The organism is Streptomyces sp. NPDC002588, assembly GCF_040295925.1.
GTDB lineage: Bacteria > Actinomycetota > Actinomycetes > Streptomycetales > Streptomycetaceae > Streptomyces.
On record NZ_JBEOWF010000017.1, the window covers coordinates 166,638 to 186,102 of the forward strand.

Consider the following 19,465-nt stretch of genomic DNA (forward strand, 5'->3'; position numbering starts at 1 on the left):
CGTCCTGAGTAGGTGCACTCATGCCGTACGAAGTGACGGGGACCACACTCGGCGGCATGACGCACATTCCGCCCCCGGCCGAGGAGTTGCGGCTCCTCGACGCGGAGCTGCACCGTCTGGACGCCCGTCGGGCCCAGTTGCTGGCCCGCCGCGCCTGGCTGGTCACCTCGCTCCAGCCGGTACGGCCACTGGCCCCGGCACCGCCCGTCCGGCCCGGTCCGGAGGCCACCGCGCCGAGCGTGCAGAACGTTCTGCTGCTGCTCGGCGGCGTCCTGCTCACCGTGGCCGCGATGGTGTTCACGCTGGTCAGCTGGGGTCACCTGGACATCACCGGACGGTCCCTGGTGCTGGGCTCGGTCACCCTCGGAGTGCTCGGCGCCCCCGTGGTGCTGCTGCGCCGTGGCCTGCGCTCCACCGCCGAGTCGCTCGCGGGTCTCGGTCTCGCACTCACCGCGCTGGACGCGTACGCCCTGCACGAGGTGGCGTTCACGGCGGCGGACGGCGTGACGTACACGGCGGCCACCGCGACGGGTCTGGCGGCGCTCTGGGCAGCGTACGGCACGGCCCTCACCGCGCTGCGGCTGCCCCGCCCGGCCGCTCTCCTGGTCGCCCGGCTCCCGCTTCCCCTCTGGGTGATCGCCGCCGGGGGCGGGCCGCACGCGGTCACGGCCGCGGTGTTGCTCACGGCGGCGTTCGACGCGATGGTCGCCCTGCGCGCGGCGGCAGTGCGGCCCGTACGGCTGGTCGCGGTGGTGTGCGCGTTCGGCACGGGCGGTTACGGCGTCCTGGCGGCCGGCCTGCTCTGTCTGGACGCGGCCGGTCCGGGTGCCGCCGTCCGCGCGGCCGCGCTTCTCCTCCTCGCGGCCGCCGTCGCCGTGACCGCCGCGAGGTTCACCCCGCGGCCCGGCCTCGCGACGGGGACGGCGCTCGCGGGCGCCCTGTGCGCGGTCGCGGGCGTCGGCGGGTTCCTGCGGGTGTCGGTGCCCGGTGAGTGGGTCGTGCCCGCCTGTCTGGCCTGCGGTGTCGCGCTGTCGGCCGGTGCGCGGGGCACGGAGCCGGTACGCCGGGGGCTCGCCCTGGCCTGTGACACCGTGCAGGTGGGCGCGGTGCTGTGGGCGCTGCCCGCGGTCGGTGTCACGCTGCTGGGGCCGACGGCGTGGGCGGCCCGGGTGTGGGCGGGAGCACCGCGGGACGCTCGTGCGGCGGCGACGGCCGACGCGTTCTGGCCGCCGCACTCGGCCACCGCTCCCCTGGTCCTGCTCGTGGTGGCCGCGCTCCTCGCGCTCCGTGGCGCACAGTGGCGCCCGCACGCTCTCGTACCCGCGTGGGCGGCGGTGATCGTGACACCCGCCGCTCTCGAACTACCGTATGCCGTCGGCCTGTTGCTGCTCGGACTCACCGTGGTGGCACTCCTCGGGCTCGGCACCCGGCCCGCGGTCGGGCTCGCCCTGGTGACCTCCCTCAGTCTCGCTCTCGTCTCCCTGGCCGCCGAGCCCGCGACCGTCACCGTGCTCGCCTCGCTGACCGCCGTGTTCGCGGTGACCGCCCGGCGCGGGCGGCTCGCCCCGGTGTCGTCCGCGGCCTGCCTCGGGTACGCCACCGCGCTGGCCTGCGCGGTGGGCGCCTCGGCCGGCTGGCGGCCGGAGGTCGTGGCGCTGCTGGTCCTACTCGTCCCCGCGGCGGCGGCCCTGCTCGCGCCACGGGCCGCCGACGCCGCCACCACCCTCTCGGTGGAGGCGACGGGCGCTGTCGCGGGCCTCGTCGCGATCGGCCTGGCCGCCTTCGACCCGCCCCTGCTGGCCCTGGTGCTGGCGCTGTGCGGGGTGATCGCCGCGGGAACGGCCGTACGACGGGACCGGCGTGCCGTCGGCCACGCGGCCGTCGTCCTGTTCGTGCTGGCCTCCTGGGTACGGCTGGCGGCCTGGCAGGTCGGCATCCCGGAGGCGTACACCCTGCCGGTCACGGTTCCCGCGCTGCTCGTGGGAGTCCTGCGCCGGCACCGCGACCCGCGGGCGTCGTCCTGGACGACGTACGGCCCCGGGCTCGCCGCCACCCTGTTGCCCAGCCTCGCCGCGGCCTGGGCCGACGCCGGGTTCACCCGCCCCCTGCTGCTGGGCGCGGCCGCGCTGCTGCTCACCCTGCTGGGCGCCCGGCACCGCCTCCGGGCTCCTCTGGTGCTGGGCGGTTCGGTGCTGGTCCTGGACGCGCTGCACGAGCTCGCCCCGTATCTCGTCCAGATCGCGGGCTGGCTCCCCCGCTGGGCACCTCCCGCACTCGCCGGACTGCTGCTGCTCGCGCTCGGCACGACGTACGAGCAGCGCCTGCGCGACGTCCGGAAGGCGCGGGAGGTCCTGGGGAGGATGAACTAGCGTCCTGAGTCGGGAATTCGGTTCAGATGTCCGGCGAGGCGTTCGAGGATCTCGTCCGCGGTCTTCGTCCACCCGAAAGGTTTGGCAGCATCCGCCCTGTGAGGCGCGGTTTCGGAGCAGCGGCTCGAACGGCTGCTCCGAACCCCCGGACCGGTCAGTTGACGGCCAGGACCGCCGTGTTGTTCGTGAGGTCCGGGTCGAAGTCGAAGGGGTACTCGCCGAACTCGCCGAACGTGGGGTGGATGCTCACGGCACCGGTCGCGCCGGGCACCACGGTGTCGACACGCACGGAGAACGCGAACGTGCGCTGGGTGTCTTCCAGCACCCAGTACCGCAGGTCGCAGTCGTAGCGCGGGGCGCCCGTCTGCTTCGGGTAGTAGCCGCCGTCGAGGGTGTGCGGGTAGCAGCCGGACGGCACGCCGGTGACCTTGGTGCCCTCGGGCACGACCAGCCGGACCTCGGCGACCGGGTCGCCGGAACCGAGGTTGCCGAACCAGGCCGGGCCATTGTTCTTGAACGTGAGCTCGGCGGTGGCCGTCTCGCCCGCCGTGCCGGAGATGGCGTCACCGGTCACGGAGAAGTCCGCGGTGTTTTCCGCGCCGATCTGGAGGACCGCGTAGTCGTTCTGGGAGTCGATGTCCTGGGCTCCGTCGCCCGGCTCGATGTCGATGTCGAGCCGCTCGTTCAGCGCGTGCGGGGCGAGTCGCACCGTCAGCGGCTCGGGCAGTTCGAAGGAGTCGCCCGGCGCCAGCACCTGGTCGAACGTGCAGATTGCCTGGCTCGACGGTGCGTAGTCGTTGTCGTCCGTCGTGGTGTAGGTGCAGGCGTCGTACCGGGTCAGATCCGCCAGGCCGTACGAGGCGTACAGCTTGACGGTGAACCCGTTCGCGCTCTCGTTGCCGTTGTTGGTGATCTTCAACGGGATCGTCCGCTCGTCGCCGGGCTGACCGTCCTCGATGTCGGCGAGGGGGGCGATGGCGAGGTCTGGCCCGGTGCCGACGGTGAGCGTGGTGTCGAAGCTCTCATTCGGCGCGGTGAGCGTGCCCTCGGGGCCGGTGGCCGTCGCCTCGTAGGTGATCCTGCCCTGTGCGCCGACTTCGGCGCCGTCGGCCGCGCGCACCGTCAGGAAGACCTGGTCCTCGTAGTCACCCCCGATCGCGGGTACCAGGGGAACGTCGCACACCGCACTCGTGCCGCTCGGCGTGCAGTTGTCAGGCCAGGTCACCTCGGCGACCCCGGTGAGGTCGGAGACGTCGACGGTGAGCCTGCCGTCGGTCACCGTGAAGTTCTCGTTGTCGTGGTAGATGCCGACGCCGAGGGTGCGGGACTGCGGCTGACCGCCGTCGGTGCCGAGCGGCAGCGTCTGCTCGTACGGCTCGTTGATCCACAACTGGTCGGTCTGCGGCGGGTCGTCGTCAGCGAACGCGGGCGCGGCGAGGCCGGCAGTCAACAGGCCGGCCGTCACCGCCACGGCGGCGCCGGATCTGAGACGTAACGGGCGTCCGGCAGAGAACAGTTTCATTTGCTACCCCCCAAGGGTGTGGTGACGCAACTGATACGCCGGCAGCCCCGGCGCACCGGCTGGATCATCACATGGCAGGGCAACCCGCCGCGCCCGGGTTTCCGGCCCTGTCGGAGGGGCCGGGGCCTAATCGCTCCGGCCCCTCCTGGTCATTACTCCCGGCGGAGGTGGTCCGGGAGGACGGCCACGGCCACGGCGCTCCAGACGATCGAGTCGGACCGCGGAAGCCGAGGTCGGCGGCGCGCAGGTGGGCCAGGGCTGTTCAGGCGCCATCTGAAGGCAGTTCGGTCCTGATGGCGGACCCTGGTCAGGCGGCTTTCGTCAGTCGCCCGCCCCAGCGGATGCCCTTCTCACTACGGACGCGGGCGGGCTCACGCCGTTGGGCGGTCAGCACGTCGGGATGCCGGGCGCGGTGCGACCTCACACCGGCTACACCGCCACCCGCACCCACAAGCTCACCCCGGGCCAGAGGGACGCCAACAGCACCGGCGACACTGACGCCATGACCGTTGATCGCGAGGCACTTCAGTCCAACTGGAACCGGGCCCGTGGCCACCTCGATTCCGCCCGGGTCCACCTGACGGGCCTGCCGAACGTTGACCTCTCGGCGACGCTTGGGTTCCTGGTGAAAAGGAATGACCCGCCCAACCGGCAAACCCTCCCGGTCAGAGCACACGTGTCCTGCGCCTGAAGTTCCTAGGCAGTTCCGGCTGAGCCGCGGACGGTCAACGCGCCTGGTCGGCGGTGGGAATCCGACCACCGAGGCGAGGCAGGTCTACCTACGGATTTCAGGCGCAGCACACTGGCGCCCCGTCTACGAGGGCATCTTGTCGCCGAGCAGCGCCAGGTTCTCTATGGCGGCGAGGCCGTACAACGCGGTGTCGTTCGTCGACACCCAACTCGCCTCACTGCCCGCGACCAGCGCCATCGGCCCACTCACCTCCTGAGTCCTCCACGGCGAGGACTCCATGTACCCGTCCGAGCTGTAGAACTTCGTCCAGGCCCGCGCGGCCAGCACCGCGTCACCGGTCTGCACCGCGGCATACGCGTCAAGCCGCGAATGCCCCTGGAAAAGCAGCAGACTTCCGAAGTCGGACCCGTAACGCGCCTTCTGTTCGGCCTTCGTGGCGTTGAAGTACCGGCAGTAGTCGAAGTACGCGTCGTTGAACTCCGGCATGTCGACCAGATAGATCAGCTCGGCGCACAGCTCGTTGAGCCCGAAGACCGCCGACAGGTGCGAGACGCCGACCACCGGCGTCGTGGCGACCGCGAACTTCCCGGTGTCGAGGTCGTACAGGCCGCTGCCCTGCACGAAGCCGTTGGGCTGGGCGGCGATGGTCTCCATCGTCGACAGGACGCGCGCCTTGGCCTTCTCCCACTTCGGGCCCTTGCGCTCCCACTCCGTCAGCCACGCCGACACCAGACCGCTCCAGTCGGTGCCGAAGCCGACCGACAGGGCGTGCCGGTCGGGTGTGTACGGGTCGGTGCGGACCTTGCGCAGCGGGTCCAGGGCGAGGAACGTCTCGTCGGAGTCGACGTTGGCGTGCATGAGGTCGCCGACGCGTTCGTCGGCGGTGAGGAAGTAGTAGTAGCGGCGGTAGGTGGTGTTGGCGATGCGCTGCTGCTTGGCGCTGTCGGCGTAGTGCTGGACGCCGTGCCGGGTGCCCAGGCCCGCCCACTGGCCGATGTGGTAGACGTCGACCTCGCCGGTGTGCCGGGTCATCGCCTCGGCGAAGCGGAAGATGTCGGCACGGCCCGAGCGCAGGTAGGCGAACCAGAGCCAGAGGTCGGGCGACAGCTCGGAGTTGTCCCAGGCGTAGCCGCCGATGTCGTAGCGCCACTGGTGCCGGACGGTGTCGTAGGTGTGCATGATGTCGCCGTGGTCCCAGAAGCCGTACCAGCGGCGCTGCTCCACCTGGTCCTTGTAGTAGGTGAAGAGGAAGTCGAGGTGGTCCTCGATCTTCGCCTTGGCGGGGGTGGAGCGGTCCGGCTCGGCGTAGAGGCCCGGGCCGAAGACCTTCGCCTTGATGAGCTGCCCGGGCGGGGCGGCGAGCTGCGGCAGCACCCGGACGGCCTCGACCTGTTCGGCGAGCCTGTCGGGGGCCGGCGTCGACTCGTTGGCCCAGAAGAGGAGTTCGGAGGTACGGGCGATCCCGTAGGGGGTGCCGAAGCCGGGCTCGTGGTCCTCGTAGGTGATGTTGAGACCCTCGAGCTGTTCGGCGTAGGTGTCCTGGCCCATGCCGTCGTGGTAGAAGCGCAGGTCCATGGGCTGCGCCTCGGGCGACCAGAGCCAGAGGGTGACCTCGGCCGCGTCGGTGTGGGCGTCCCGGATGTCGAGCTGGCTCGGGTGGCGCTCCCAGAAGTCCCTGAGGCCGAAGGAGAATCCGCCGCTCGCGCCGCCGACGTACCCGAAGCCGGAGGCCCGCCTGCCGCCGCCGGCACCGATCCAGCCGTAGCCCTTCTTGGTGCGCTTGCGCAGCGTGAAGCCGTCGGCGGAGAGCTGGGAGAGGGTGTAGTCGCCCCACTCGGGGATGTACTGCAGCCTCGTGGTCACCCGCTGGTCCCAGGTGGCGGGGTCGGGCAGCTTGTCGCCCGCGTACTGGGCGGCCTGGACGGCGGCGCCCGGATCGCGGCGCAGCCCGGTGATGCCCTTGACGGCCTCGCGCAGCAGACCGGTCCCTTCGCCGCCGATGCGGATGTGCCGGTCGTAGGCCTCGTCGCGCATCGGGACCGTGAAGCGCACGCCCAGGCCGCGGATGAAGTCACCGCTCGCCTTGCCGGGCTCCTGCGTGCCGTCGTAGGTGATCGTGTGGACCATGCGGAAGGAGTCGGCGCCCGCGTAGAAGTAGAGGCGGATGGAGAACGGCAGCCAGCTGCGGCCGCCCTTGCGGTGTCTGCCGTCGATGCGGACGACCGCGCGGACCGGGCCCTCCTGCTCGACGGTCACGTCCCCGATGGCGCCCTCGAATCGTTCCGTCCTGACCGTCCCCTGGTCCTCGTCCTCGATCTCGGGCTGGCGGATCAGGACCAGCCGGCCGTTCTTGGCGATCTCGGTCGAGCCGCGTCTGACGGACTTGATCAGGGAGGCGCCGTCCTTGCCGATCTTCACCGTGATGACGCCGGTGGAGACGTCGACCGTGCCGCCGCGCTTGTCGACGGTGACCTTCCGGTCGGGGGCGGCGGGGGTGCCCGCGGCGAGGGTCAGCTTCCCCGTTCCCGCGCCGACCGCGTGGGCCGTCCACTTGAGGGAGCCGTCCGGCCAGTACGCGATCGGCCAGGACTGCACGGGCACGTCCTTGCCCTCGGCGTCCGTCAGCGCGAAGGTCTGGTCCTCCTGGAAGGCGCCCATCGGCCAGGGCACGCCGAGGGTGGAACCGGGGGCGGCGCCGAGGCCGCCGTCCTCCAGCCAGTCCAGGACCACCGGGTCCGCGTCCGCCGCCTCGGCCGCGGGCGCGGCCACGGCGTCCTGCGCCCCCAGCGCCCAGGAGAACTGGGCGGCGGCTCCGGCGACGGCCGCCGCCTTGAGGAGAGACCTGCGGGGGATGGGAGACATGGCCATTCCTTTCCTGAGGAATACTGATCAGGGGCATGACAGATGAACCTTCGGCACCGGGGCGCCGGCCTCGATGCGGGGCGGAGTGGCTCAGCGCCTGCGGTAACGCTCCTCCACGGCCACGGCCGCCGCCACGACCGCCCCGAGCACCGGGACGGCCAGCGGCGCGATCACCCAGCCGGAGACGGCCACCACGGCCAGCCCGGCGGTGAGCAGGAACGATCCGGCCGGGTCGAGCACGGTACGACGCCCCGCCCGCGCCAGCAGGGAGCGCCAGGACTCCCCCGGCGTCCAGACCGCCGCCGCACGCAGCCCGGCGACCGCGAGCCCGATCAGCGCGAACAGTCCTACGGCCCCCACGAGCGGCCCGCCGGGGAGGCCGGCCCGCGCGGCCTGGACGTCCACCCAGACCGCGGCCACCGCCGCCCACCCGGCGAGCCCGGCGAGCCACCCGCCGCGCACGGCGGAGCGGAAGTCGGTGACGAACTCCCGCCATCCCCCTCCCTCATGGGCAGTACGACGGCGCAGATGCCGCGCGCCGGCGGCGAAGGCGGCCGGGTAGGTGACCACGCCGAGCGAGGCCACCGCGATCCACACCCCGGTGAGCAGACACTCGGCGAAGACCGCGAAGCGTTCGCCGAACACGGACCCCCTGGGTGCCTTCACACGTGCTTGCGCCACGGTGACCGCCTCAGCCCTTCAGTCCGGAGGTCGCCATCCCGTCGATGAGGTAACGCTGGAAGGCCATGAAGAAGGCGATGACCGGCACCAGCGACACCAGCGACATCGCGATCATGCTCCCGTAGTTGGAGATGCCCTCCTGGTCGCGGAACATCATCAGGCCGAGCGAAACGGTGTACTTGGAGGGGGTGTTGAGGTAGATCAGCGGCCCCATGAAGTCGTTCCACGCGTTGATGAAGGTGAAGATCGCACTGGTGATGATCGCGGGCCGGCTCAGCGGCAGCACGATCGACCAGTAGGTCCTCAGATGCCCGCAGCCGTCGAGCTTGGCGGCCTCGTCCAGCTCGCGCGGCAGGCCGCGCATGAACTGCACCATCAGGAAGACGAAGAACGCCTCCGTGGCCAGGAACTTGCCCGCGACGAGCGGCACCAGCGTGTCGATGTAGCCGAGGTTGCGGAACAGCACGTACTGCGGGATGAGCAGCACGTGGTACGGCAACAGCAGCGTGCCGATCATCAGCGTGAAGAGCAGGTTCCGCCCGGCGAACCGGATCTTGGCGAAGGCGTACGCGGTCAGCGAGCTCGACAGCACGACACCGACGACGGCGAGGAGCGCGTACGTCAGCGAGTTCAGGAAGAAGCTGCCGATGGAGATGCCGGAGATACCGTCGGCGAGCCCGGAGAAGTTCGCCCAGACCGGCTTGGCGGGCAGCAGGTCGAGGCTGGCGATGATGTCCTTGCTCGGCTTGAACGAGGCGCCGAGCACCCAGATCACCGGGTAGAGGACGACCGCCAGCACGAGGAGCGCGCCCAGGTGCCAGACGAGGGATCCGACGCGCCGCCGCTCCTTCGCGGTGCGCAGGGCAGGGCTGGTGGCACTGGTCACTTGGCGGCCTCCTCGTAGTGCACCCACTTCTTCTGCGTCCAGAACAGGACCGCCGTGACGAGCGCCACCGCCACCACCAGCGTCCAGGCCATCGCGGAGGCGAAGCCCATCTGGGCCTCCTTGAAGCCCTTCTGGTAGAGGTAACAGGTGTAGACGAGCGTGGCGTCGGCGGGCCCGCACCGGGTGTCGGAGACGACGTACGCGGAGCCGAACACCTGGAACGCGTGGATGGACTCCAGCAGCACGTTGAAGAAGAGCACCGGGGAGATCATCGGCAGCGTGATGTTCCAGAACCGCCGGAAGGGGCCGGCGCCGTCCATCTCGGCGGCCTCGTACAGTTCCCGCGGCACCTGCTTGAGCCCCGCCAGGAAGATGACCATCGGTGCGCCGAACTGCCAGATGCTCAGGGCCACCAGGGAGTACAGGACATAGTCCGGATTGCCGATCCAGCCGCCGACATCGAGACCGAAGACCTGCTGCGTACGGTCCACGATGGCGTCGTCGGAGAACAGCGCCCGCCACACGAAGCCCACGGAGACACTGGCGCCGATGAGCGACGGCAGGTAGAACGCCGCCCGGTACAGGGCCTGCCCGCGCCGCTTCTGCGCGAGCAGCAGCGCCACTCCGAGCGCGAGGAGCAGCTTCAGCGGTGTGGCCACGACGACGTACTTCAGCGTGACCTGCACCGACTTCTGCCAGCGCGGGTCCTGGAACATCGTCGTGAAGTTGTCCAGCCCCACCCACCGGGGCGGCGTGAACAGGTTGTAGCTGGTGAACGCGTAGTACAGCGACGCGATCATCGGCCCCGCGGTGAGCAGCAGGAACCCCGCGATCCACGGCGACATGAAGAGATAGCCGGCGAGGTTCTCGCGGCGCCGCCCGCGCCGCCCGGCGGCAGGAGCGGCGGACCGCTTCTTCGCCGGGCGCGCGGGCGCTTCCTTGACGAGCGTCATGGTGGTACGTCCCCTCAGCCCGCGAACGCGGCCTTGGCCTCGCCGAACAGCGCCTTCGCGGCGTCGGCCGGCTTGGTCTTGCCCTGGGCGACCTCGCCGCCGATGCGCAGGAACGCCGCCTCGACGACGTCCGCGCCGGACGGGTGCGGGGTGATCTTCCCGAGGACGCCCGCCTTGGCGACCTCGTCCTCGTAGGCCGCGACGCCCTTGTTGTTGGCGTCGGCCGGCGTGAAGGCGTCGTACTGCTCCGTGGTGGCGAGGATGCCGCGGTCGTAGCCCATGATCTTGCCGACCTCGGGGTCGTGGACCATGAAGTCGATGAACTGGGCCGCTTCCTTGGGATGCCCGGTCCCGGAGAAGGCGCTCAGCATCAGCGAACCGAGGTACTGGCCGGTGTCCTTGCCGTCCGTGGTGGGGATCGGCGCGATCCCGTAGTCGGACTCGCCCTCGCCCTCGTAGCGGATGGAGAAGTTGTCCCAGGTGAACTCGGACGCCGCCAGGCCCGCCGAAAGGCCGGACTTCGGCTTGACCTGCTCGATCTTCTTCGGGTCGGCGACCAGCCCGGACTTGACGCGCTTGTAGCCGTCCTCCCACCACTGCGTCAGATCGTCCTCGGTGAAGCCGAGTTCGGAGTCGGTGAAAAAGGCCTTGCCGTTCTGACGCAGATACAGGTCGTAGAGGTACATGATGCTGAAGTAGCCGGTGTCACCGGCGATCTTCAGCTTGTCCTGGATCGTCTGCAGCGCGTCGAAGTACTCGTCCCAGGTCCAGCCGAACTTCGCCTCCACGCCCGCTTTCTTGAAGGCCTTGACGTCGATGACGAGCGCCATGGTGTTGGCGCCGACGGGTACGCCGATCTGCTTGCCGTCGACCTGACCGTTCGCCAGAACGCCGTTGCGGAAGTTCTCCAGGCTCAGGTTCCCCGCGTCCGCCTGCGTCTTGAGATCCATCAGAACGCCGCGCTTGTCGTACTTGCGCAGAAAGCCGACCGCATTCTGGAAAACGTCCGGCGGATTCCCGCCGGAGGCCTGGGTCTGGAACTTCTCCCAGAACGCCTCGTAGTCGGTGAATTCAGGCTTGATCTTGATCTTCGGGTACTTCTTCTCGAAGAGCGCGATCGTCTTCTTGATGGCGATGGTGCGCGGCTCGCCACCCCACCACGCGTAACGAAGGGTCACCGTCCCGTCTCCGGAACCGCTGCCACCACCGCACGCCGTCGTCGCGCCCAGCCCTAAGCCGGCCGCGGAGGCTCCAGCCACCTTCAGGATCGTACGCCTCTCAACATTCCTGCTGGTTCCCATGGTTGGGCCCCCTCCCGCAGCGCCATTGCCGCTTGCATGAATCGTTTCAAGAAAGCGCTTGCTGGCACAAGGTACGAGGGGGCCGAGGGAGCGTCAATGATTCGGACAGGAATTTCTTGCGCGGCACCCTTGCGACGGGTCGGGTCCACCGCGGCGAACCGGCGCGGAGAGCGTGGCGAAGTCGCTGGTGAGGGACGCGGGTTCGGCTTGTCGAACGGAGAATCAGTTTTCGTCCGGCGCCCGCGGCGAAGGGAATTCGCCGGGAGGGGCAGGGATAAGGCGACCGGCTCACCGAAGGCGACAGCGCCCGAACGACGACGACCCGTCCCGGTGGGACGACAGAACGACGGTGGCCCGCCTGCTGTCTCGCAGACGGGCCACCGTGCCGGACGTGGGCGATACTGGGTTCGAACCAGTGACCTCTTCGGTGTGAACGAAGCGCTCTCCCACTGAGCTAATCGCCCGGACGCAGGAAGAACATTACCCCATGTCAGCGGATGCCCGTGACCAAGACCGACCGGCCCTCCGCACCTCTGCCGCCGATCACTGGTCCTTGATGTTCCAGGGCATCTCCATGCCGAATTTCCACAGGTAGACACCCAGCACCGCCCCGATGATCACGAGGCCGATCGAGGTCAGGACGATGTTGCGACGGCGCACCTTGGGGTCGAGGGCACGCGCGGCCGCCTCGGTGACCTTGCGTTTGGTCCAGCGCAGCACCAGCTGGGCCCAGACGAACTCGGTGGCCCAGATCGCCATGCCCCCGAAGATCACCACCCAGCCGGGCCCGGGCAGCGGCAGCATGACGATGCCGGCGCCCACCACGGCCAGGCCGATCACGAAGACGCCGACCTGCCAGCTCAGGTGGAGCACGCGGCGTGACTTGACGAATGCGGGCGCCCGGGAGCCGAGCCCCTGGTCCTGTGGTTCTTCCGGCGCCCCGTCCGCCTTCGTCCCGTCGGCCGCCATGGCTACCTCGCCAGGCTCGTTACTCCCCGTATTCATACAGCAAGACCCTACCCGAGAGATTCCAGTCACCGGAATGGTGGTACTTCACGAACAGGCTCTCGGCCGGAAGAGTTACGTAAAGGCACGCAAAACACTCAGAGGGGTTTACAACGGCACCGTAGGTGGCATGTCGATTTCGCCGACGTGCGAATCCCCGAGCGCACACTGAGCGAAAGGCCCTGGCGCTTATGAACACCACGGTCAGCTGCGAGCTGCACCTGCGCCTCGTTGTGTCGAGCGAGTCATCCCTGCCTGTCCCCGCAGGCCTGCGGTACGACACGGCCGACCCCTACGCCGTGCACGCCACCTTCCACACCGGAGCCGAGGAGACCGTCGAGTGGGTGTTCGCCCGCGACCTCCTCGCCGAGGGCCTGCACCGGCCCACGGGCACCGGCGACGTCCGCGTCTGGCCGTCGCGCAGTCACGGTCAGGGCGTCGTGTGCATCGCCCTGAGCTCGCCCGAGGGCGAGGCCCTGCTCGAGGCCCCGGCGCGAGCCCTGGAGTCCTTCCTGAAGCGGACTGACGCGGCCGTGCCTCCCGGCACGGAGCACCGGCACTTCGATCTCGACCAAGAGCTCTCGCACATCCTGGCGGAAAGCTAGGGCGGGGCTCACTCCGAGCCGCCCGGCGCCGTCCACTCGGGGAGACGGCTCGGGCCACGACAACCGCACAGGGAACGCGTCGACGCCGCGCCACGGTCCGCCGTGGCGCGGCGTCGGTGCGTTCACGGCCGTTCTGCCGTCGTGGGGAGCGGCGTCAGGCGGCGTCGGAGCAGTCGGGGTGTGCGGGCTCGTGGCTTACCCGCCCGGGGCGGCTACCATCGGCCAGCATCGGCGGGCGCCCGCCCGTCGCCCAGGCCAGGGAGCGAAACGTGCTGATCACCCACGACACCCGATGTGCGCTCGATGCCGTGGTCGATCTGTTGAACACCGCGCCGGAGGGCGAGACGGCCCCGGACGCGCTGACGGATGTCGCCGCGCTGGAGGATTTCGTACGAAAGCACGAGATCAGCGATGTCGGTGTGCTCTCCGAGTTCGATCTGTCCGCGGTGCGCAAGGTCCGGGGACGGTTCGCCGGGATCTTCGCGGCGCGGGACGCGCGGTCCGCCGCCGGGCTGATCAACGAACTGGTCGCCGCGGCGGGTACCACCCCGCGGCTCACGGATCACGACGGCTACGACTGGCATGTGCACTACTTCGCGCCCGGCGCCTCGGTCGCGGACCATCTGGCGGCCGACTGCGGGATGGCGCTGGCCTTCTTCGTGGTGGCCGGTGAGCAGGAGCGGCTGCGGCGCTGCGAGGCTCCGGACTGCCGGCGCGCCTTCGTCGACCTCTCCCGGAACCGGTCCCGCCGCTACTGCGACAGCCGGACCTGCGGCAACCGCCTGCATGTCGCGGCCTACCGCGCGCGACGCAAGGAGGCGGCGGGCTGACCGCTGTCGGGTGAGGGGGAAAGTCAGGGGGAAGGTGAGCATCAGGGTGGTCGCGGGGTGTGCGGGTGTGAGGAGTGGCGGGTGGGGCTCGTGGGCCGGTCGCCGTCGGCCGCGAGTGGCCGGGCGGTAACGGCTGAGGGCTTGCGGTAACGGCTGAGGGGTTGCTGACTGTGATCGGCCGACCGCGCCCTCGGGCCGGAGGCTGTCGCCGTGGTGGGTGAGTGCCGGTGCCGACGCGGCCCCGGCGGGTGGCGCCGGGGACCGCGGGTACGGCTCAGAGCAGCAGCAGATCGTGCAGCGCAGCCATGAGCAGCAGACACCCGATCACCGCAAGAAAGATCATCAGCGGTGGCTGGGAAAGGGCGAAGAGGCATCCGCGCGGCTCGTCCTGCGGCGGCGCGGTGTCGCCTTGTTCCGTGTCCAGCATCTCGCGGGCGATGATGACGCAGGCGAAGCGTACCGCGCGATCAACACGCCCGGATTGAGCGGGTGTTCGCCGAATTCCGTGACGTCGGTTTCAGGCCGTGATCGTTTCCGTGCGCGGTTGGGCCGACTGTGTCGTTTCAATCGTGAGCGCCACCGTCATATGCGGGGCCGCACGCGGGACCTGTGCGGGCGCGGCGTGGCCTCATATGCCGTGTTTCTTGAGGATGGCCTCGATGTCGCTGAAGTCGTCGGTGCCGCCCGTCGCGCGCGGGGCGGCGGGGCGGGCGGCCGGACGGGAGGCCGCCGGGCCCAGGGAGGGTGCCCCGGCGGTCGGGGCCAGGGCGTCGGACCGCGCGGCGCGGGCCGCCGCCTTGCGCTCCTTTCTGGTGCCGCCCCTGCGGCGCTCCACCGCGCGGGTGGTGGCGAACAGCGCCCAGGCCACGCCGAGCACTCCGAAGCCGGCCCAGGCGGTCGGGCTGAAGGCGGTGTCGGCGACCCACTCGACGACGCCGGTCATCACGAGTCCGAGGGGCACGAGGGAGTAGGCCGCGATGCGGGCGGCCGACAGGTAGCGCTTGCGGTAGGCCGTGACCACCGCGATGCCCAGGCCGGCCGCGGCGACGGCGGAACAGACGGTCTCGGCAATCATCCGGTCCTCCAGGCTGGCTCACTCGGACAGGGACGTCTGGACTTCGCACCCGGTACGGACAGGCGCTTCGTCCCTTCCATCCTGCACCTCCGGGCCGCTCCCGGGCCATGCTCCGGTCCGGACATCAGGGACATCTCCGGGTCGCCTCCTCCGGAGGTGCCGACCCAGCCGTCCCGAGGGTCCTTCGGGAGGTGCAGCGTGGGCCGCCGCCGGGGACTGGGAGACTGGGGGCATGAGTGACTCCTCCGCCGCGTCCCCCTCCGCCGCCGCTGTCTCCGCCGCCTCCGTCCCGGCGTCCTCCCGTCCCGCCGTCGTCCTCGACGTCTGGTGCGAGTTGCAGTGCCCGGACTGCCGCGCCGCCCTCGATGATCTGCGGGCGCTGCGCGAGCGCTACGGCGACCGGCTGGAGCTGCGGCTGCGGCACTTCCCGCTGGAGAAGCACAAGCACGCCTTCGCCGCCGCGCAGGCCGCCGAGGAGGCCCTGGAGCAGGGCAAGGGCTGGCCCTATGTGGAAGCGGTGCTGGGGCGGGTCGAGGAACTGGACCGTGGGGGAGAACCCTTCCTGGTCGCCGTGGCCGGTGAAATCGGGCTGGACGCCGAGGAGTTCGACACGGCGCTGATCGACGGCCGGCACATCCTGATCGTGGACGCCGACCAGGCCGAGGGCAAGGCGATCGGCGTGACGGGCACTCCGACGTACGTCATCGGCGGCGAGCGCCTGGACGGCGGCAAGAGCCAGGAAGGCCTGCGCGAGCGCGTCGAGGAGATCGCCGACCGGCTGCTGGCCGAGCAGCAGTAGGGGCAGGGCGGACGGGCGGCGGCCTCACAGCAGGGGCTTGTACATCGAGTAGCCCACCGTCACGTATCCCAGGGACTCGTAGAGCCGCTCGGCGGGTGTGTTGCCCGCGAAGACGTTCAGACCCAGCACCTCTCCCCCGGCGGCCACCGTCTGGGCCTCCGCCAGCAGCATCAGGGAACGGCCGTGTCCCCGGCCGCGATGTTCCTCGTACGTCTCGACGTTGTAGACGAAGGCGCTGCCGGCCACGAACGCGAGCCACAGGTCGCCGACCGGGACGCCCTCGTGTTCCAGGACGCTGATCCGCGCGTTCCGCGTCGCCAGGCCCTCCGGCAGCAACCGCGCGTAGTCCTGCCGGGACTTGGCCCGGGCCGAGTCCCCGGGCACTCCGCGGTCGATCCACTCCTGCGCGTACTCCACGATCCCGCGCTCGGCCCAGGAGCCGTACTCGGCCTCCGTCATGGGCCGGGCCCGGCTGCCGGCCGGCAGTCCGGGCGCGACGCCGCCGAGCCGCTTCTCCATCCCGCGGTTGCGCTGGACGTAGCCGAGGGCCGTGGCGAGCCGCAGGGCGCGGTCGGCCTCGCCCGGCACCCTGATCTCGATCTGCCCGCAGCCCCAGCCCCGGGCCACCTCCTCGGCGGCGAGCGCGGCCACCGTGCCACGGCCCCGGCCGCGGTCCGGCTCCTCGATGTACAGCTCGTCGATGTGGGCGACGGCGAGCCCGAGGACGGGATCGGTGAAGAGGCGGACCGCTCCGACGGGGCGGCTGTTCACGCACACCCGGTAGTGGCGGGACAGTGCTCCGTCGGCGGCGCGCTGGAGCGGCTCGGTGGGCCGCAGGGTCGTGGTCATCAGGGCTTTCTACCCGTCGTACGCACTGAAGTCAGCCTGTTTTCCCGGGGACTCCCCTGACGTCTACGGGTCCAGGTCGTTCCCGGCGCGCTCGTCGAAGACGCGCATCGCCTTCGCGGTCACCGGGCCCGGGGCGCCCGGCAGTTCGCGGCTGTCCACGCGGTGGACGGCCTGGACGTCGCGCAGGGTGGAGGTGAGGAAGACCTCGTCGGCCCGCTCGAGCACGTCGAGCGGCAGATCGGTCTCCTTGGCGCCGGTCCACTCGGCGGTCAGCTGCCGGGTGATGCCCGCGAGGCAGCCGGAGGCGAGCGGAGGGGTGTGGATCTCACCGTCCAGGACGACGAAGACGTTGGAGCCGGTGCCCTCGCAGAGTTGTCCGACGGTGTTCGGGAAGAGGGCTTCGGAGGCGCCGTCCTGGTGGGCGCGGGCGAGGGCGACGACGTTCTCGGCGTACGAGGTCGTCTTGAGGCCGGTCAGCGCACCGCGCTCGTTGCGGGTCCAGGGGACCGTGATCACGGCGGTGGAGTCGGGACGGCGGCTGGTCTCGCCGAGGGCGACGACGAGGGTGGGGCCGCGGTCGCCGCGGTCGGAGCCGAGGGGGCCGTGGCCGCCGGTGTAGGTGATGCGGAGGCGGCCGAGGGCCACGGGGTTGGCCTCGAGGACGGCGGCGCAGGCGCGGCGGACCTCGTCGTGGTCGGGGTCGGGCAGGCCGAGGCCGCGCGCGGACCGGGTCAGCCGGTCCAGGTGGCGGGTGAGTGCGAACGTCCTGCCGTTCGTCGCCTTCACCGTCTCGAAGATGCCGTCACCCACGGTCAGGCCGTGGTCGAAGACGGAGACACGGGCGGACTCGGTGTCCTGCAGCCCTCCGTCGAGCCAGATCTTCACGTCAGGGTCCCTCCACTCACCTCGTACGTTCCCGACGCTACCGCGAGCAGTCGCGCCGCCTTCAGCTCGGTCTCCCGCCATTCCGCCTCGGGGTCGGAGCCCCAGGTGATGCCGGCGCCGGTGCCGAAGCGCAGCACTCCTTCGGCACGGTCGATCCAGAAGGTGCGGATGCCGACGGCAAGCTCGCCGGTGCCCCGGTCGGCGTCGACCCAGCCGATGCCGCCGCAGTAGGGGCCGCGGGGTGCCGTCTCCAGCGCGTCGATGATCCGCAGGGCGCTGGACTTGGGGGCGCCGGTGACCGAGCCGGGCGGGAAGGCGGCGTCGAGCAGCTCGGGCCAGCCGGCGTCCTCGCGGAGTTCGCCGCGGACCGTCGAGACGAGGTGGACGAGCCCCGGGTGCTTCTCCACGGTGCACAGGTCGGGAACGGTCACGGTGCCGGTGGCACAGACCCGTCCGATGTCGTTGCGGACCAGGTCGACGATCATCACGTTCTCGGCGTGATCCTTGTCGAGCAGGTCCGCCTCGGTGCGGCCGGTGCCCTTGATCGGTCCCGACTCGACGGTCCGTCCCTCGCGGCGGAGGAAGAGTTCGGGGGACGCGGTGGCGAGCTCGACGCCGTACCCGGGGAGGCGAATCGTTCCTGCGTAGGGCGCCGGGTTGCCGCGGGCCAGCAGGGCGGTCAGCGCGTCCACGTCGGCGTCGGGCGCGACGGGCGCGGTCAGGACGCGGCACAGGTTCGCCTGGTAGACCTCGCCGGCGGCGATGTGCTCCCGTATCCGGCGGACACCCGCGGTGTACGCGGCGCGGTCGAGCGACGACGTCCAGTCGCCGACGGCGGGCCCCCGCCACTCCCCCGGCACGGGCGCCGGGACCGGCTCCTCGCGTACCTCGGCGAAGCGGGCGCAGACCGGACCGCCTTCGAAGTCCGCCGTGACCGCCCAGAAACCGGTGGAGTCGAGGGCGGCGGGGTCGCTGGTCACGTCGAGCAGGCCGGTGGCGACGCGGGCGCCGAAACGGGCGAGGGGCGGAAGGTCGGGCACGCTGTCGAGTCTAGGTCCGGTGTCGCGGGGGTGGCCCGGGGATGTCCCCTGAGCAGGTCCGCAGCACTTCCCCGCGGCTCCACTAACATGGCCGCGGCCGGTCGGGCGCGCGTCCGTCGCAGGTCCGGGCCGGGGTGCAGGGCAGCACGCTGCACAAACGCGTTTTTGTACTGGCCCGGGAATCCGCTAGAGTTCAACTCGTCGCCGGGACGCGAGAGCCGACCGAAACGACAAGCGGACGTAGCTCAGTTGGTAGAGCGCAACCTTGCCAAGGTTGAGGTCGCGAGTTCGAGCCTCGTCGTCCGCTCGAAGGAAGAGGGGTTCTTCCCGATCCCCTACACTCCTGGTGGAGTGGCCGAGAGGCGAGGCAACGGCCTGCAAAGCCGTCTACACGGGTTCAAATCCCGTCTCCACCTCCAAGGACGATTAGCTCAGCGGGAGAGCGCTTCCCTGACACGGAAGAGGTCACTGGTTCAATCCCAGTATCGTCCACTGGATCTTCCGGCACCCACGGAAAGATCCGAACCCGCGCGATTAGCTCAGCGGGAGAGCGCTTCCCTGACACGGAAGAGGTCACTGGTTCAATCCCAGTATCGCGCACGCAGCACCACGCGGTACCGCAGTCCCGAGGACGATTAGCTCAGCGGGAGAGCGCTTCCCTGACACGGAAGAGGTCACTGGTTCAATCCCAGTATCGTCCACACGCACCGAAGCCCCCGGCCGTCTCGCACGGCCGGGGGCTTCTGCATGGGGCTTGTTTCAGCTGGAGAACAGCATGTGGCCGAAACTCTTGTGACGCTGGTGACCGCCGTAGTGCCCGCCACCGTGATGGCCACCGCCGTGCCCTCCGTGCGGGGCACCCCAGGCCGGGGCGGCGGGAGCGGCCGGGTACGCCTGCGGGGCGGGCGGCGGCGGTCCCGGCTGCGACCACTGGGACTCCACGCGGGTCAGCGCCTCCAGCTCGCCGTAGTCGAGGAAGATCCCCCGGCAGTTGCTGCACTGTTCGATCTGGACGCCGTTGCGGTTGTACGTGTGCATCTGGGCGTGACACTTCGGGCACTGCATGATTCGGCTCAACTCCTCGCGCGTCGGTCCTGTTTCGCGTACCGCCA

General features: G+C 70.5%; 17 protein-coding genes and 6 tRNA genes. 9 read left to right on the forward strand and 14 right to left on the reverse strand.

What is annotated here, in order from left to right:
* Positions 1-20: 20 nt before the first annotated feature.
* On the forward strand, positions 21-2,369 hold the full coding sequence (locus ABT057_RS21315) for an SCO7613 C-terminal domain-containing membrane protein (protein ID WP_352344666.1): 2,349 nt from the start codon (positions 21-23) through the stop codon (positions 2,367-2,369).
* Positions 2,370-2,523: 154 nt separating this feature from the next.
* Here ABT057_RS21315 and ABT057_RS21320 read toward each other — a convergent pair whose 3' ends face one another.
* The 8 genes from ABT057_RS21320 to ABT057_RS21360 all read right to left on the reverse strand — a co-directional run bounded on the left by ABT057_RS21320 (position 2,524) and on the right by ABT057_RS21360 (position 12,270).
* On the reverse strand, positions 2,524-3,891 hold the full coding sequence (locus tag ABT057_RS21320) for a COG1361 family protein (RefSeq protein ID WP_352344668.1): 1,368 nt from the start codon (positions 3,889-3,891) through the stop codon (positions 2,524-2,526).
* 814 nt (positions 3,892-4,705) lie between these two features.
* Positions 4,706-7,444, reverse strand: coding sequence for an exo-rhamnogalacturonan lyase family protein (locus tag ABT057_RS21330; protein WP_352344670.1), 2,739 nt, complete (start codon positions 7,442-7,444; stop codon positions 4,706-4,708).
* A gap of 90 nt (positions 7,445-7,534) precedes the next feature.
* Positions 7,535-8,125 carry a hypothetical protein gene (locus tag ABT057_RS21335; RefSeq protein ID WP_352344672.1) on the reverse strand — a complete coding sequence of 197 codons (591 nt, stop codon included), beginning with the start codon at positions 8,123-8,125 and terminating at the stop codon, positions 7,535-7,537.
* Positions 8,126-8,135: 10 nt separating this feature from the next.
* Positions 8,136-9,011 (reverse strand): carbohydrate ABC transporter permease, encoded by an 876-nt coding sequence (locus tag ABT057_RS21340; RefSeq protein WP_352344674.1) that lies wholly within the window; start codon positions 9,009-9,011, stop codon positions 8,136-8,138.
* On the reverse strand, positions 9,008-9,964 hold the full coding sequence (locus tag ABT057_RS21345; protein ID WP_352344676.1) for a carbohydrate ABC transporter permease: 957 nt from the start codon (positions 9,962-9,964) through the stop codon (positions 9,008-9,010). Before ABT057_RS21345 ends, ABT057_RS21340 begins: the two co-directional genes overlap by 4 nt.
* Before the next feature lie 14 nt (positions 9,965-9,978).
* Entirely contained in the window at positions 9,979-11,265 is a 1,287-nt protein-coding gene (locus tag ABT057_RS21350; protein WP_352344678.1) for an ABC transporter substrate-binding protein, read from the reverse strand.
* 392 nt (positions 11,266-11,657) lie between these two features.
* Positions 11,658-11,729: transfer RNA gene (locus tag ABT057_RS21355), tRNA-Val, on the reverse strand.
* 79 nt (positions 11,730-11,808) lie between these two features.
* Complete coding sequence (locus ABT057_RS21360; protein WP_352344680.1) at positions 11,809-12,270, reverse strand: TIGR02611 family protein; 462 nt, start codon at positions 12,268-12,270, stop codon at positions 11,809-11,811.
* Positions 12,271-12,461: 191 nt separating this feature from the next.
* Here ABT057_RS21360 and ABT057_RS21365 point away from each other — a divergent pair, with 191 nt between their 5' ends.
* Both ABT057_RS21365 and ABT057_RS21370 read left to right on the forward strand, forming a co-directional pair.
* Positions 12,462-12,875 carry an SsgA family sporulation/cell division regulator gene (locus tag ABT057_RS21365; protein WP_004002642.1) on the forward strand — a complete coding sequence of 138 codons (414 nt, stop codon included), beginning with the start codon at positions 12,462-12,464 and terminating at the stop codon, positions 12,873-12,875.
* Positions 12,876-13,144: 269 nt separating this feature from the next.
* Entirely contained in the window at positions 13,145-13,705 is a 561-nt protein-coding gene (locus ABT057_RS21370; RefSeq protein WP_352344682.1) for a CGNR zinc finger domain-containing protein, read from the forward strand.
* Between the two features lie 274 nt (positions 13,706-13,979).
* On the opposite strand, the gene ABT057_RS21375 is transcribed toward ABT057_RS21370, so the two are convergent.
* Together ABT057_RS21375 and ABT057_RS21380 are read right to left on the reverse strand one after the other, a co-directional pair.
* Entirely contained in the window at positions 13,980-14,132 is a 153-nt protein-coding gene (locus ABT057_RS21375; RefSeq protein WP_352344684.1) for a hypothetical protein, read from the reverse strand.
* A gap of 201 nt (positions 14,133-14,333) precedes the next feature.
* Positions 14,334-14,780 (reverse strand): hypothetical protein, encoded by a 447-nt coding sequence (locus tag ABT057_RS21380; protein ID WP_352344686.1) that lies wholly within the window; start codon positions 14,778-14,780, stop codon positions 14,334-14,336.
* Positions 14,781-15,012: 232 nt separating this feature from the next.
* On the opposite strand from ABT057_RS21380, the gene ABT057_RS21385 reads away from it, so the two are divergent.
* The gene (locus ABT057_RS21385) at positions 15,013-15,579 is read left to right on the forward strand and encodes a DsbA family protein (protein WP_352344688.1); all 567 of its coding nucleotides are present in this window, start codon (positions 15,013-15,015) and stop codon (positions 15,577-15,579) included.
* 24 nt (positions 15,580-15,603) lie between these two features.
* Here the strand turns inward: ABT057_RS21385 and ABT057_RS21390 are convergent, their stop codons facing one another.
* The 3 genes from ABT057_RS21390 to ABT057_RS21400 form a co-directional block, all read right to left on the reverse strand.
* Positions 15,604-16,428: a GNAT family N-acetyltransferase gene (locus ABT057_RS21390; RefSeq protein ID WP_352344690.1), complete on the reverse strand. Its 825-nt coding sequence runs from the start codon at positions 16,426-16,428 to the stop codon at positions 15,604-15,606.
* Positions 16,429-16,491: 63 nt separating this feature from the next.
* A complete protein-coding gene (locus ABT057_RS21395) occupies positions 16,492-17,313 on the reverse strand; it encodes an aminotransferase class IV (RefSeq protein ID WP_352344692.1) in 822 nt (273 codons plus the stop codon).
* A complete protein-coding gene (locus ABT057_RS21400; protein WP_352344694.1) occupies positions 17,310-18,353 on the reverse strand; it encodes a chorismate-binding protein in 1,044 nt (347 codons plus the stop codon). Before ABT057_RS21400 ends, ABT057_RS21395 begins: the two co-directional genes overlap by 4 nt.
* Positions 18,354-18,587: 234 nt before the next feature.
* Between ABT057_RS21400 and ABT057_RS21405 the strand changes: the two genes are divergently transcribed.
* The 5 genes from ABT057_RS21405 (at position 18,588) to ABT057_RS21425 (ending at position 19,054) form a co-directional block, all read left to right on the forward strand.
* Positions 18,588-18,660, forward strand: a tRNA-Gly gene (locus tag ABT057_RS21405).
* 38 nt (positions 18,661-18,698) lie between these two features.
* Positions 18,699-18,772: transfer RNA gene (locus ABT057_RS21410), tRNA-Cys, on the forward strand.
* A 1-nt stretch (position 18,773) separates the two neighbouring features.
* A tRNA-Val gene (locus ABT057_RS21415) sits at positions 18,774-18,845 on the forward strand.
* A 36-nt stretch (positions 18,846-18,881) separates the two neighbouring features.
* A tRNA-Val gene (locus tag ABT057_RS21420) sits at positions 18,882-18,953 on the forward strand.
* A 29-nt stretch (positions 18,954-18,982) separates the two neighbouring features.
* Positions 18,983-19,054 (forward strand) — tRNA-Val (locus tag ABT057_RS21425).
* A 58-nt stretch (positions 19,055-19,112) separates the two neighbouring features.
* On the opposite strand, the gene ABT057_RS21430 is transcribed toward ABT057_RS21425, so the two are convergent.
* Positions 19,113-19,418: a TFIIB-type zinc ribbon-containing protein gene (locus tag ABT057_RS21430; RefSeq protein ID WP_352344696.1), complete on the reverse strand. Its 306-nt coding sequence runs from the start codon at positions 19,416-19,418 to the stop codon at positions 19,113-19,115.
* Positions 19,419-19,465 lie beyond the last annotated feature (47 nt).